Raw genomic sequence first — 14,843 nt, 5'->3', positions numbered from 1 at the left:
AGCGAGATCGATGTACTCTGACAGCAACAGTGCAACCATCACCTTGACGGTAAGCCTCAAAGCGGGCTCTGCGCCGGCGCAACCGATGTCGACAACCTTTGACCAACAGGGTGGTTCAATCGGTCGCCGAGATGAGAACGATTGGGTGCTGCCTGATCCTGAGCGTTTTATCTCCGGGCGTCATGCACTGATCTTTTACAGCGAAAATGCCTTTCACCTTACCGATACCAGTTCCAACGGCGTTTTCATCAATCGTTCCGCCACTGCTCTGGGTAAGGACAATGTCATCAAACTGGAGGATGGCGACACCATTGGGGTCGGTGACTATGAGATCACTGTATCCCTACCCAAGCCTGAGACCTTGGCAGCGGAGGATTTCGATAACCTGGATGATCCCTTTGCGCAGATGTCAGAGCAACTGGCCGGTGAGCCAGAAACCGTGGAGACGCCGCATGTTGATGCACCTGCAGATCTGGACCAGCCTGCCGAGGAACCAGTCTATACACTGGATGAACCGGATCCTTCCGAACTGGTGGTCGAGCAGCCAAGCGACGAGCTATCCCCTGCTCCGCTATCACAAACGGATCATACTTCAGATCTGAATGCCTTTTTCAACCAACCGACACCGATCCCGGAAGATTGGGATCTGGATGAAACACCGGCTGGTGCCATACCGGCAGATGAGCCAATACCCTCACCCGAGATCCTGCCGCCACTGGACGATCAACCCGTATCCCAGGCCCCGTTTCCCGATTCCCAACCAGTTGTCAAAGAGGAACCGGCTGCTCCGGCGCTTTCCCAGGAATCGATACCACGCCCGGGCCTGAAGGCGAAACAGCCGGTGCAACAGAGCAGCCCACCACAGAGCGCACCCCAAAGCAGTCCACCACCGGCACCTCAACCAGTCACTGCCACAGCTGGCACAACAAGTGATGTTGCAGGTTTACGCCGGGCACTTGCGGAAGGGTTGGGTATCCCGGAGACCTACCTTGAGGGAATTTCCCTGGCTGATCTGTTATCTAATCTGGGCAGCGCCATGCGGGCGAACGTTGAAGGCACCATGTCAATTTTGCGTGCCAGAGCCCAGATGAAGGGTGAATTCCGCATGTCGCAAACCATGATTCAGCCGGTGGAGAACAATCCGCTCAAGTTCTCCATCAATACCGAAGAGGCATTACGACATCTGGTCAACCCCAGCCAGAAGAGTGGCTATCTTCCCCCCCTGAATGCCATTGAAGAGGCCCATGAGGATATCGAAGCCCACATGCTGGCTGTGATGGTGGGTATGCAGGCAGCCCTGCAAGTGGTGTTACAGCGCTTTAAACCGGAGATTCTGGAAAAGCGGCTTGGTCAATCCGCACTGCTGGAAAAGCTGCCCCTCTATCGTCACGCAAAAACCTGGGATCTGTTTACTGAACTCTACAGCGAAATCGCCGTGGAGGCGGAAGATGACTTCCACCAGCTGTTCGGTCGCACTTTTTCCCAGGCCTATGAAGAGCAGATCCGACGCCTGGAAGCTCTGAAACACACGGATCCCCATTTAGATAAAAGGTTTTAAGATAGAGATGATCAAAAAACTCTTGCTCGTTATCGGACTAGTGACAATTTTTATTGCATCAGGTTGTTCCAGTGTATCCAGTGTAAAGGCCTCTCTGAATGCCGAAAAGGGAGTGAACCCGGATATCAATGGAAGGCCCTCACCTATCGTTGCAAGAATCTACGAATTGAAATCGCTGAGTGTTTTCAATAATGCGGATTTCTTCAATCTTTTCGAACAGGATGTTGCCCTGTTGGGTGATGAACTGCTGATGCGCGATGAATTTCACTTTCAGCCTGGAGAGAGCAAATTGCTTGAGCGTGAATTGCAACCTGACACCAGATACCTGGGCGTCATTGGCGCCTACCGGGATATCGAAAACGCCACATGGCGCCGTACCATCGAGATCGATGTGAACGATGAAACAGCCTTTGTGATAGAGTTCGGTAAGAGCGGCATCAACATCCTGAAACACAAATAAGAGAAGCCCATGTCTTGGATGTCTAGGATCGTTTGGTCGGAGGGAATGTTCCTCAGACCTCACCACTTTCAACAGCAGGAGCGGTTCTTAGAGCACCGCATCGAAACCCGATGCGCTGATCTAACACCCTTCAGCTGGGGCTTCACCCATTTAAAAATTGATCGCCAGGCCCTGGCACTCGGTCGTCTGGCCATAGAATCCTGTCGCGGTGTACTGCCGGATGGCACCACCTTCGATATCCCGGGGCACGACAATCCCCCGCCTCCCCTGGAGATCCCGGCAGAGCATAAAGGCACCATCATCTACCTGGCACTGCCCCTCTCAAGGCCAGGCACAGCCCAAGTGAGGTTTTCCGATCAGGAAGCGGGGCTGGAGCGCTTTCTGGTGGATGAGATCGACATCAAGGATGGTATTGCCGGATCTTCCAACAGCTCCACCTTGCAGGTTGCCAAACCGACCTTGCGACTGCTGGTTGGAGACGCCGAGCTGGAGGAGTTTGCCCATCTTGCCGTGGCCAAAATTATCGAGCGTCGATCTGACGATATGCTGGTTTTGGATGAGGATTTCATTCCACCCTGTCTCGACTGCCAGGTATCCCCCAGACTTGCCGGTTATCTCAAAGAGATCGAAGGCCTGCTTCATCACCGTGCCGATGCCATTGCCTCCAGACTGGTGGATGGCGGTAAAGGGATTGCGGAAGTAGCAGACTTTCTGATGCTGCAGGTGGTCAACCGTTATGAACCACTCTACACCCACTTTTGCAATCGGGTGCCGCTGCATCCAGTGAGCTTCTATGAAGCCGCTCTGGAGCTGGCCGGTGAATTGGCAACCTTCACCAGCAGCAATAAACGACCACCGACCTTTCCGCTCTACCAGCACCAGTCTCTGCATGAGACCTTTCTACCGGTGATCCGCGAGCTGCGACGATCCCTGAGCATGGTGCTGGAGCAGAAAGCAGTATCCATACCCCTGGAAGAGCGCAAGTATGGCATCCGTGTTGCAACCGTATCGGACCGCTCCCTGTTGAGCGATGCGGTATTCGTGCTGGCGGTCAATGCCAGTATGACGGCGGATCTGCTACAACGACGCTTTCCCTCACAAACCAAGATTGGCCCGGTGGAAAAAATCCGCGATCTGGTCAATCTGCAACTGCCCGGTATTGGGCTGCGCATTCTCTCCGTAGCCCCAAGACAAATTCCCTACAATGCAGGTTTCAGTTATTTCGAGCTCGACAAGAATAACGACTATTGGAACCTGCTTGAAACCTCAGGCGGATGTGCCTTACATATAGGAGGTGAATTTCCGGGTCTGGAACTTGAACTTTGGGCGATAAAAGGTAATTGACCATGGATCACGATGACCCATTTGGCATGAAGCCCAACGAATCCGGCGATCGCACAGTCATCCGGCCAAGGCCGGGTGGTAAAGGCCCTGCCACTCCCCCACCCCAAACGGCACCAACAGGTCAGCCGCCCCCGCAACGCCCTCTCGGCCCAGCCCCGAGTCTGCCGATGCGCCATGGGGCGAACAAGCTTGAGGTCGCTGCCTCCTCGCTGTTATCGATGATGGGCCGACTGCGTGACACCCCTTCTCACTCGGATCCGGTGTCACTGAAAAATTCCATCATCGATAAGATCCGGACGTTCGAAAATAGAGCCCAGGAACAGGGTGTGGAACAGGAGACCACCTTCTGGGCTCGCTATGTACTCTGCACGGTTACCGACGAGTTGGTCCTCACCACTCCATGGGGCAATCAGAGCATCTGGCGTGATCAAAGCCTGTTGGTGACCCTGCACAAGGAGGCCTGGGGTGGGGAAAAATTCTTTCAACTGCTGCAAAAACTTCTGCAGAATCCCGCCAAGAATCTTGAGCTGCTGGAGTTGATGTATGTCTGTCTCTCATTCGGATTTGAAGGTCGTTATCGTCCTCTTCCGGATGGCTATGCACAACTGCAGACCCTGAAAGACAATCTATACCGCACTCTTCGTAACCACCGGGATGAGTATGAACGGGATCTCTCCGGACACTGGCGGGGTGAACCACTGAAACAGAATGCCTTGGTTCAGTATGTTCCGCTTTGGGTGGTGATGGCGATATCCGGTGTGGTGCTGATGCTGATGTTCTCCGGATTCAGTCTTAGCCTGAATGTCAAATCCGATCCGGTACATGCCGAACTGCACAACATTGCCCGCAATGTGCAAACGGTGGTTGAGCGTACCCCGCCACCACCGCCCAAACCGGAACTCTCACTCAAAGTCCTGCTCGCCAATGAGATCACTCAGGGTTTAGTCAGCGTTGCAGAGAATCATCTGGAGGGTACGGTCAGAATTGCCGGGGATGGTCTGTTCGCTTCCGGCAAAGTGGCAGTCAACAGTCAATTCCTGCCACTACTGAATCGTATTGCCGAGGCAATGGATAGACTCGAGGGACAGATTGTAGTGGTCGGTCATACTGACAACATTCCCATACGCAGTCTTCGCTACCCCTCCAACTGGCACCTCTCAAGGGCGCGTGCTGAATCCGTGGCCAAACTACTGGCTCTGGATTTAAGCCAACCCGCAAGAATTCAGAGTGAAGGGCGTGGCTCGGCAGAGCCCCTGGCATCCAATGACACAAAAGAGGGACGTGCACGTAACAGACGTGTGGAGATCACTCTTGTAAAACAATAGGACTTGCGTACACCATGCAGGCAATATTGAGAATCATAAAAAACCGCTGGTTTGTCGCCATCCTGGGACTGATCGCGATCTCGGTGATCATCTGGTTGATCGGCCCCCTGTTTGCCTTTGCCGGCAGCGAACCTCTTGCCTCGCCCATGGCCAGACTGATTGCCATCGGTGTGATCATTCTGCTCTGGGCGGCCAATCAGGCCAGACGGCTGTTTGCAGCACGCAAGAAAAACCAGCAGATGCTGGAGTCCGTTGTCGGTCAGAAAGAGCAGACCTCCGTATCGACCCAGGAGTCGGCGGAAGAGGTGCAGATTCTCGGGCAACGTCTGGACGATGCGATCCGCATTCTCAAAGAGTCGAAACTGGGGGGTAAACAGGATAGCCAATATCTCTATCAGCTCCCCTGGTATATGTTCATCGGGCCACCTGGAAGTGGTAAAACCACCGCCCTGCTCAACTCGGGGCTGCACTTTCCACTGGCGGACAAGCTGGGTAACGATGCGGTACAGGGTATCGGTGGAACCCGCAATTGTGACTGGTGGTTCACCGATGATGCGGTACTGTTGGATACCGCAGGTCGATACACCACCCAGGACAGTTACGAAGAGGTGGACCGGGCTGCCTGGATGGGCTTTCTCGATCTGCTGAAAAAACATCGCAAACGCAGACCGATCAATGGCGCCCTGATCGCCATCAGCGTGGAGGACATTCTGCAGCTGACCGACATTGAGAGAATCAATCACGCGAAGGCGATTCGTCTGCGGGTCAAAGAGCTGATCGACCACTTCGGTATCCGCTTCCCAATCTATGTATTGTTCACCAAGTGCGACCTGCTGGCGGGTTTCAATGAATTTTTCGAAAATCTGAGCCGGGATGAGCGTAACCAGGTCTGGGGAATGACCTTTCCGCTCAATGAAAAAGGCAGCCAGGATGATGTGATCAACCACTTCAAGGGTGAATTCAAAGCCCTGGAGCAGCGTATCGATGCCCGCCTGATGGACCGGCTTGAACAGGAGCGGGACGTCAAACGTCGGGTCTTGATCTACTCCTTTCCGCAACAGTTCAGCGCACTGCGTGAAGCCGCGGAGACCTTTCTCCAGGAAGCGTTCAGCGAGAACCGTTTTCAGGAAACCCCAATGGTCAGGGGTATCTACTTCACCAGCGGCACTCAGGAAGGCACGCCGATCGACCGTCTGCTTGGTTCGATGGCCCAGGAGTTTGGCCTCAACCGTCAGATTGCCCCAGCCTTTTCCGGTACTGGCCGCAGCTTTTTCATCAACCGACTGTTCAAGGATCTGATCTTTGCCGAATCCCATCTGGCCGGTATCAATACCCGGGTTGAGAAACAGCGGGCCTGGCTACAACGTATTGCCTATGTGGGCGCCATCTCCCTGGCTCTACTGGCTGGCATTGCCTGGTTCACCAGCTACAGCCGCAATCAAAGCTATATCGATCAGGTTGCCATTCAGGCCAATGCCGCAGACGAAAAAGTCAACGGGGTGGCCGCTGATGATCTGACATTGACCAATGTGGTACCCGCCCTGGAGCTGGTGCGACGGATCCCTGGCGGCTATGAGGATCAGGAGAAAGAGATCCCCTGGTTGATGGGACTCGGACTCTACCAGGGCGATAAACTGGGCAGCGAGGCGATCACTGCCTACCACAACAGCCTTAAAAACCTGTTCCTGCCACGCATTATTCTCAGCCTTGAAGGTCAGCTGAAACAGCAGGGTAACAACCCTGACTATCTGTATGAGGCGCTCAAGGTCTATCTGATGTTCGATGATAAGGAGCATTACGATGCGGAGACTGTGAAGGCCTGGATGCAGTTGCAGTGGCAGCTCAGCCTGCCTGGTGGGGAAAACGCTCAAGCCCGTCAGGCCCTAGCGGGCCATCTGGATGCCCTGCTCAGCCAGATGCCGATGCCGCCAACCATCCCATTGGATGAGGCGCTGATCGGCCGAGTACGCAATGACCTGTTAAGAGTACCGCTTGCAGATCGGGTTTATGATCGGATGAAACGAACCACCGCAGGTGGCTCGATAGCCGCATTGCGACTAACCCAGGAGATCGGCCCCGATGCGGAACTGGTGTTCAGTCGTCGCTCCGGTGAACCATTGGATAAGGAGATTCCCAGCCTGTTTACCTATGGGGGGTATCATAAACTGTTCCTCAAGGACCATCTGTCAATCGCCAATAAATTGCTCGAGGAGAAGTGGATTCTCGGCCCTGATTTGGAAAAGATCATCGGCAAGACCGACCTGGCCAGGCTCAGCAGCCGGGTCAAAGATCTCTACTACGCCGAGTACATCCGTATTTGGGAACAGCTACTGGCAGACATTCGGGTAAAACCTTTCAATAATATGCGCCAGGCTGTCGAGGTGTTGAATGTTCTTTCCGGACCTACCTCGCCGCTACGCCGCTATCTGAAACTGGTGCATGAGCAGACCACCCTCTCCCGCCTGCCGGGAGGCGCTCAGAAGGCGGCTGAGCTGGCGGCAGAACACGGATCAGGCATTACCCGCCAGTTGGCTTCAATCCTTCAGGTATCACCGGATGAGAGCCAGCAGGAGCCCGAAAAGCAGCTGCTGAGTACACCGGTGGATCAACATTTTGCTGATCTGAACCGGATGATCAATGCCCAGGAGGGTGAGCAGGCTCCGCTGGAGAGAACCCTGGAGATGCTCAACGAACTGTATGCCCACATGAACTCCATTGCCTCAGCCGGCAATCAGTCGAGTCAAGCATTCAACGCCGCGCGAGATCCGGCATCCGGTGGTGTGATCAGCCGCTTGAAACTGGAGGCGCAGCGTCAACCCGGCCCACTGGCCAACATGATCAATACCCTGGCGGACGGCAGTTCCAATCTGACCGTCTCGGGGGTCAGAAGCCATCTCAACTCTGTCTGGAACACCCAGCTTCTGCCTTTCTGTCAGCGCAGCCTGGCGGGACGCTATCCACTGGAGCGCAACAGCGTTCGTGAAGTGACGATCAGTGATTTTGGACGCTTCTTCGGTCCAGGCGGGATGATGGAGAACTTTTTCAATACCTACTTGATCGATTTTGTCGATACCTCACGCAGAGTCTGGCGTTGGAATGCGGCCGGCAATAAAACCCTGGGCATACCGACCAGTACCCTGCGGCAGTTTCAGCGGGCAGCGGTGATCCGGGATGCCTTCTTCAGCGGCAGTAGTCCGGAGCCGAAGATCAACTTCGAAATCAAACCGCTGAGCATGGACACCACGATCACTCAGATCACTCTGCTGATTAATCAGCAGCGGGTCAGATACAACCATGGCCCGGCCCGCTGGAACCGACTCACCTGGCCGGATGATTCCGGCATCAGCGATGCCAAGATCCTGCTTGCGCCGCCCGCAGGTAATAAACCCTCCGGTCTGACTGAGGATGGACCCTGGGGCTGGTTCCGCATGATCGATCAGGCTGCATCTGAGGCCACCAACACCCCTGAAACCATCAATGTGACCTTTGATGTGGGTGGCCGTAAATCCCATTTTGCACTACGCGCAAGTGGTGCACTCAATCCATTCCAGCTAAAAGAATTGGCAGACTTCCGGTGTCCGAACAGACTTTGAACTCATTGCAAAACGAGGACTTTCCAGGCCTCTACGGTAAGATTCCTTCACTGGGGGATTTTGTCACCCGCCGGCTTCCACGCGGCTTCATTGCCCCTTGGGAGACCTGGATGCAGGAGGCGATCGCCAACAGCCGGGAACAGCTTGGAGACTTCTGGCTCGATAACTATTTGACCAGCCCCATGTGGCGTTTCGCACTCTCGCCAGGAATCTGCGGCGAACAGGGGTGGGCGGGAATCATGATGCCCAGCGTCGACCGGGTTGGTCGCTACTACCCGTTTACCCTGGCAGCAAAACTCGATCCGAAGTTTAATCTTTTTCTGTTCATGGAGGAGTCGGAGAGTTGGTTTGCCCGATTGGAAGAGCTTGCCCTATCTTGTCTGGAGGATGGTTTCCAGATGGAGGCGTTGGAACAACAGCTGAGGCAGCTCGGCGCACCAACGGCGGAGCGGGAAGAACTGACTCAGGTGGATGCACCTGCTACCCCGCTGAACAATGCCTGGCATGCTCAGTTGCAGGAACAGGCCGCATTGCGTGGTCTCTACCCCCTGTTTATGCCCCATCTGATGAAAAAACTGTTATTTGCCTACAGCATTTGGTGGACACAGGGTTCAGAGCGGATCTCCCCCTCCCTGTTGATCTGTCAGGGTCTACCACAGATAAGAGGAGCCAGTGCATTGATTGATGGCGCCTGGACAGAGCATGGCTGGGAAGAGATAGAAACCGGTGCCTACAGCATGGGATTCGCCACTTCAGAAACACCAGAATCCTTATGACCCAGAATCGATTCTACTGGGTCTCTGCCCACTTGACTGATAAGGGTAAAGTGCGCAGCATCAATGAAGATGCCTGCCTCGATCGGGCTGACTTGGGAATCTGGGTGGTTGCCGATGGAATGGGTGGGCATGCTGCCGGGGACCTTGCATCAGGCATGATTGTGAGTGAGTTAAAATCGGTCGACCCAGGTAACTCAATCGGTGAACTTGCCGGAAACGTCGAACAAAGCCTGCATCAGGTCAATCAGCACCTGCTGTTGGAATCCCATCAGCGGGGTGGCGAGATCATCGGCTCAACGGTGGTTACCCTACTGGCCTATGATGGTTATTGCATCTATCAATGGGCTGGAGACAGCCGTATCTATCTCTATCGTCGCGGAAACCTGAAGCAACTCAGCCGCGATCACAGTCAGATCGAAGAGATGGTCGAACAGGGCCTGGTCACTTCCGATCAGGCTGAACAGTCGTCCATCGCCAACTACATCACCCGGGCAGTCGGTGCTGCCGAGGTCCTGGAGCTGGATGCTGAAATGGTGGAACCCTGTGACGGTGACCTGTTTCTACTCTGCAGTGACGGACTGAACAAAGAGATCAAGGATGCAGAAATCGCCGAAATTCTAGGACGTTACAGCTTTCAGGATGCAATACAGCAACTCATTAGCCTGGCCATGGACAGAGGTGCCAGAGATAATGTCACCCTGGTCATGGTGCAAGCGAAAGCGGTGCAAAACCAGCAGCCCGATGAAATCTAATCTGCTATATTGATCGACATGACAATCCAGCTAATTGCTACAAGCCGCCAAAAGGAATCTAAGAAGTGAATGAGGTAACCAGCTTTCGGGATTTCTGCAAATTCCTATTCATTGTCATTTCAGTGCTGGCTCTCAGTGCCTGTCAGTTGACCGGCCCTAAAAAAGAGGCGCAACCGGTTGCCATGGAGCCGGAACCAATCGAAGAGGCTATCCCTCCACCTACCGATTCACTGACGCCCAATCAGCGGGTACGAAAAGCGCTGCAACATCTGCAGCAGGGTGACTATGAGAATGCCCGTAACCAGCTGAACTGGGCCTTGATGGATGATCCAGATCATAGCCGGGCCAACCATCTGCTGGAGCAGATGGATGCAGATCCTATCGAGTATCTCGGACTTAAAAACTTCTTTTACGATGTGCAGCCGGGTGATTCGCTCTCCCTGATTGCTAAGAATTTTCTTAACGATGCCTACAAATTTGTCATTCTCGCCAGATACAACAAGCTGGATAACCCCAGTAAACTGGCTCCGGGTCAGCGTATTCGCGTGCCGGGGGATATGCCGGAAAAGGTCAAAATCAAGGCAAAACCCAAAGCCAAGCAGAAGCCTGAAGTGGCGTTGACTGAAGAACCCGTACAGAGCGAAACCGAACCTGACACTTCTAGCGATCTGAATACAGTCTCTTCCCAGGTAGATGAGCCACCGCCGTCAACAACTCCTGAACCGGTTACAGTGGTCGATCCAGCTTCGGAAACTGCGCTGGTAGTGGAGCCAAAGGCTGATCTCGAACAGCCGGAAGAGACAGCAACCACACTTGTTGATAGCACCCCAAACAGTGATGACGCACTGACTTCTGCCCGGCAGCTGCGTGCCGATAAAGACCTGCCGGCAGCCATCTATCTGCTGGAAAGTGAGAACAGCCGTAACCCCGAAGCTACAGAGGTACGTACCCAGCTGGCAAGTTACTACACGGAGCACGCAAACCAATTGATCAGACAGGATGACCTGGAAAGTGCCCGACTGACATTGGAAAAGCTGATCATCCTCGATGCCTCTGATAACAGCGCAATCAATCAACTCATCTATGTGGAAGACAAGCTCGAAGCCCGCAAGCTGTTACAAAAAGGAGAGAATGAAGAGCGTGACGGACAATATCAAACCGCGTATCGCACTTATGGCCAGGTATTGACCTATGATCCTGACAATCAATCCGCACAAGAGTCTCAAATAAGGGTGAGAAATCAACTGACTGGCAGTTACCATCGTCAGGCCATGCAACTGTTTCGACGACAAGAGCTTGATGAAGCCATCGGGTTCTGGAATAAGATCCTGGAACTGGATCCAAACCATTCACTTGCCCCGGGTTACAAAGCACGAGCCCTGGAGATGAAACAGCAGATTCAAAGGATAGACTCGAAGCCCAATTGATAGGCTGTGGTGGTGATCACTGCTTGGAGTTATTGAATCAGCCAGTGACTGAGCATGTCCTGCTGCCAATGCTGACAAACCAAACTAACAACAACCTATTTCTAGAGTAAAACTCCGTCTCAGTTTGGCTGCTGGTTGCACACGACTTTACAACAGTTTTTTAATCATATCCCCCTGGTTAACAATAGCTATACCGGTATGTGTGAATGCGATATCTTAAGCAAGAATTTAATTCCTACGTTTGTTGATTCTGCTTGAAACAATCAGGTTTTGATCACAATTCGTCATGGCTATGAGCTATGCTTTAGTTCTATTGACTTTGCTCAATTGACTTCTATAAAAGAGCATGAATAATAGCGCTGAAACTATTGTAATCTATTGGATTAAATCCAGGATTAAACTATATTTTTGGGAATTGTTTGCGGGATAATCTCGAACGGAATCAGGCTGAAAGCAGAGTTTTGCTTATCGTTATGTAATCTTTAATGGAACCATTTGTTCGCAGCAATAGATTTGATATTGATATCTAGCAAAATGGACTTAATGTGCTTGAAGCACTTTCGACAACAAATATAATAATTGCCGCGATCATTATCTGTTCTGCCTATCTGGTAAGAGGTATTGCAGGTTTTGGCTCAGGTCTTATTGCTATACCCTTACTTGCATTGATGCTCCCCTTGTCATTTGCAGTACCTCTGATTGTATTACTGGACTACCTTGCATCTGCAAGCCACGGTGTAAAGCACCGTGAAGCAATTTGCTGGCGGGATATTTTGCCACTCCTCCCCTTTTCGATCATCGGGGTTTTGATGGCTCTCTATCTGTTCAACTCAGTCGATGCTCAGGTACTTCGTTATGGCTTGGGAATCTTTCTGCTGTTGTTCGCTGTCTATTCACTCTTCAGCATAACACCAAACGCCGCACCCTCTCTGCTATGGGCTGCCCCAGGTGGAACTCTGGGAGGTTTCATTGGCACGCTTTTCGGTACCGGCGGTCCGTTTTATGTCCTCTATCTGAAGCTCAGAGGGCTTAACAAAACAGAATTTCGTGCGACATTTGCGACCATATTTCTGATCGATGGCATTGGACGCTTGATAGGTTACATGGCAACCGGTTTCTTTGACCTTGCGTTACTCAAAGTCGTTGCGGTTGCGATTCCTCTGATGGCCATTGGTATGTACATTGGTGGGCAGATACACAGCAATCTTTCGCAGCAGACCTTTCAAAGGGGAATCAGCCTACTGCTCATTGTCAGCGGTATTTCTCTATTAGTGAAATAGTCTCTCAATCACTCGAAAAGGTTTACCAAAGAGCCAATTCCATCGATTCGTATTTCAACCGTGGATCCCTGAGACATAGGCCCAGCGCCCAATGAGGTACCACAGGCAATCACATCGCCAGGATTGAGTGTCATATCCCTTGAGAGCCGGCTGACAATCTCTCTTGGGGAGAAAAACATGTCTTCAACCGGATAGTTCTGATGCTCTACACCATCAAGCAGTGTCCTGACAGTCAACGAGTCAACATCGAGTCCAGTAGCAACAACCGGCCCGACAGCGCCGAAGGTGTCAAAACTTTTGGCTCGGGTCCACTGAACAAATGATGGATCCTCTTTCATCAGTCCTCTGGCAGTAACATCATTGACGCAGGTGTATCCAAAAATGTACTTGTCTGCCTCATCCTCGTTGATGTTGCAGCAACGCTCCCCGATCACTATGCCTAGCTCACCTTCGAATGCCACCGGGCCATCATAGGTTTCCGGTTGCCGTATCGTCTGTCCGCTCGCCAGAAAGGAGCCATTGGCCTTCATGAAATAGAGCGGATGGTTAGGCTGAGACCAGCCCTCTTTTGCCGCCCTTGAACGGAAATTATTCCACAAACCGATCATTTTCGACGGCTGAGAGGGAATTAACAGATTAATATCCGCAACCGGTAGAAATTCACCCGTCGCTTTCGACTCCTGAAACATATCCCCTTGATAAACGGCAATATGATCATTCCGTAAGGTGCCAAATCCCTGTTTACCCAAATACTCAAATCTGACCCATAACTCCATAATCCATCTCCCTAATCAAATAGATCCAACCCAGTATCGTCACCTTTAACACTTACAGCTTTAAGTTACAGGCATAACAAGCTGATTTAACAGAAACAGACCTTTATGTGAAATCCATGATCCTGATCCATTAAATGCGCCTGTCCGCGATCACTGATGTTGTTACTGAGTAATCGAAATCCTGAAAAAAGATTTGCGTTCCCAGGTTATCAATCTTACACGGAATTTTATTCGCATCTTGCTGTTTTTTAAAGCCCTTTGGCTTAAGAAGCTCTGAAATGAGTCGCTAACTCAGGCAGATGGATATGTCACTGGTTACGTTGTTACAGGAGTGTAAGCTTATTCGTAACTGAAGTTTGTTTGACCTTTGGCTACCAAATATGATGGGACAACTCTACAAAATAGCACTCACTAGTTTTGCCATAGGCACTTTGTTTCTGCCTTTGCTGCTATTTGTTCATAGCCTCGAAACCCGTTACCCCGCTACCACACAACTCACCAGCTTAGCGTGGTACGAATTGTTCATCCTACTCGCACTACTGGTAATTCCATTCGGCACCTTGAAACTCCTTCGCATACCCTGGAACAACAAAGAGTTGCAGTGAGCAGAGTTTCTGCAGAGTGTTAACAGCCCCTAGTCTAGCGGTTTTCAAAAGTATCGATCCTCAATTGAGTACGTTTATCATGCGGATCAAACTTTAACGCTATCTTCCAAATCTCTATCGCATTGACCGGTTCGGAACGGACACGTCTCAACCCTTTCAAATAGAGCTCTTTACCGAACTCTTTTCGGGCGTCCGACAGCTTCTTCAGAAGCTTTTTATCGCTACTGAGCGACTCTTCTGCATCTGTCAGATGGCTCAGCGACCTGTCGTAATCTGATGCTCCAAATGCTGCACGCGCCTGAACAATCCGGACATTCAACAGCATCTTCTTGAGCTCCATGTCATTTGGATATTTTGTTATATGTTTTTCAAGCTCGCCAATATAACCTGCCACATCCTTAGCCCGGTTTTCTGCCTCTAAAATGGCTTGGCGGGAATAGATATACCCCTCATCTTCAGTCTGCCGGTTCTTTTTACGAGTACTGTTTTTTCGGTAACGCTGGGAGAGCGCCACTTTCTGCTGCATTTTCCGATGAAGTTGTTTCTTATTGAGTTCGCGCAGTCTGTTAAAGGCAGCTTTATATTTTGGATCGAGGGTCAGTATTTTCAAATACAGCACCTCTGCACTTTGTGTTTTACCTTGCCGATACTTCTTTTCGGCGATCGCCATTAACTTAGCTGTTTTTTCTGCTATCAGGTTTTCCAGCCTCTTGACCTGATTGGCTGGCTTGCGACTGCCCGGTGACAATGTACGGGCAATACGATATTCCTTCAGCGCCCTGTAGAGATCCCCTTTCTTTTCATGTTTAGCTGCCGATAGCATAAAACTCTTTGGATTCGGGTAACTTCCTGTACTACCAGTCTTTGCCACTTGTCTGTTCGCACATCCCAGACTGGATAAAATAAACAGAGTGACAAGTAATAACAAAAAAGTACGAAGGAAACTG

General features: G+C 51.7%; 11 protein-coding genes. 9 read left to right on the top strand and 2 right to left on the bottom strand.

Annotated elements, in window-relative coordinates:
• Positions 1-10: 10 nt before the first annotated feature.
• The 9 genes from tagH to AC4IE8_RS04375 all read left to right on the top strand — a co-directional run bounded on the left by tagH (position 11) and on the right by AC4IE8_RS04375 (position 12,515).
• Positions 11-1,558 (top strand): type VI secretion system-associated FHA domain protein TagH, encoded by a 1,548-nt coding sequence (gene tagH / locus AC4IE8_RS04415; RefSeq protein WP_068993234.1) that lies wholly within the window; start codon positions 11-13, stop codon positions 1,556-1,558.
• Positions 1,559-1,565: 7 nt separating this feature from the next.
• On the top strand, positions 1,566-2,018 hold the full coding sequence (tssJ, locus tag AC4IE8_RS04410; protein ID WP_068993237.1) for a type VI secretion system lipoprotein TssJ: 453 nt from the start codon (positions 1,566-1,568) through the stop codon (positions 2,016-2,018).
• A 9-nt stretch (positions 2,019-2,027) separates the two neighbouring features.
• Entirely contained in the window at positions 2,028-3,362 is a 1,335-nt protein-coding gene (gene tssK / locus AC4IE8_RS04405) for a type VI secretion system baseplate subunit TssK (protein ID WP_068993240.1), read from the top strand.
• 2 nt (positions 3,363-3,364) lie between these two features.
• Positions 3,365-4,687, top strand: coding sequence for a type IVB secretion system protein IcmH/DotU (gene icmH / locus AC4IE8_RS04400; protein ID WP_068993244.1), 1,323 nt, complete (start codon positions 3,365-3,367; stop codon positions 4,685-4,687).
• Positions 4,688-4,713: 26 nt separating this feature from the next.
• Positions 4,714-8,280, top strand: coding sequence for a type VI secretion system membrane subunit TssM (tssM, locus tag AC4IE8_RS04395; RefSeq protein ID WP_490790411.1), 3,567 nt, complete (start codon positions 4,714-4,716; stop codon positions 8,278-8,280).
• Positions 8,262-9,056 carry a type VI secretion system-associated protein TagF gene (gene tagF / locus AC4IE8_RS04390; RefSeq protein WP_490790410.1) on the top strand — a complete coding sequence of 265 codons (795 nt, stop codon included), beginning with the start codon at positions 8,262-8,264 and terminating at the stop codon, positions 9,054-9,056. Before tssM ends, tagF begins: the two co-directional genes overlap by 19 nt.
• On the top strand, positions 9,053-9,808 hold the full coding sequence (locus tag AC4IE8_RS04385) for a PP2C family protein-serine/threonine phosphatase (RefSeq protein WP_068993250.1): 756 nt from the start codon (positions 9,053-9,055) through the stop codon (positions 9,806-9,808). The genes tagF and AC4IE8_RS04385 overlap by 4 nt, the downstream gene beginning before the upstream one ends.
• A gap of 65 nt (positions 9,809-9,873) precedes the next feature.
• Complete coding sequence (locus AC4IE8_RS04380) at positions 9,874-11,235, top strand: LysM peptidoglycan-binding domain-containing protein (protein ID WP_068993253.1); 1,362 nt, start codon at positions 9,874-9,876, stop codon at positions 11,233-11,235.
• A 545-nt stretch (positions 11,236-11,780) separates the two neighbouring features.
• Positions 11,781-12,515: a sulfite exporter TauE/SafE family protein gene (locus AC4IE8_RS04375; protein ID WP_068993258.1), complete on the top strand. Its 735-nt coding sequence runs from the start codon at positions 11,781-11,783 to the stop codon at positions 12,513-12,515.
• An 8-nt stretch (positions 12,516-12,523) separates the two neighbouring features.
• Here AC4IE8_RS04375 and AC4IE8_RS04370 read toward each other — a convergent pair whose 3' ends face one another.
• Both AC4IE8_RS04370 and AC4IE8_RS04365 read right to left on the bottom strand, forming a co-directional pair.
• Positions 12,524-13,291 carry a fumarylacetoacetate hydrolase family protein gene (locus AC4IE8_RS04370; RefSeq protein WP_068993260.1) on the bottom strand — a complete coding sequence of 256 codons (768 nt, stop codon included), beginning with the start codon at positions 13,289-13,291 and terminating at the stop codon, positions 12,524-12,526.
• Between the two features lie 639 nt (positions 13,292-13,930).
• Positions 13,931-14,767, bottom strand: a complete 837-nt coding sequence (locus AC4IE8_RS04365) for a hypothetical protein (protein ID WP_490790409.1) — start codon at positions 14,765-14,767, stop codon at positions 13,931-13,933.
• Between the last annotated feature and the right edge of the window lie 76 nt (positions 14,768-14,843).

The sequence above is a fragment of the Candidatus Thiodiazotropha sp. AKAK2 genome, assembly GCF_058244685.1.
The sequence above is the reverse complement of the archived record's forward strand: the minus strand, read 5'-3'. Positions and strand labels throughout refer to the sequence as shown.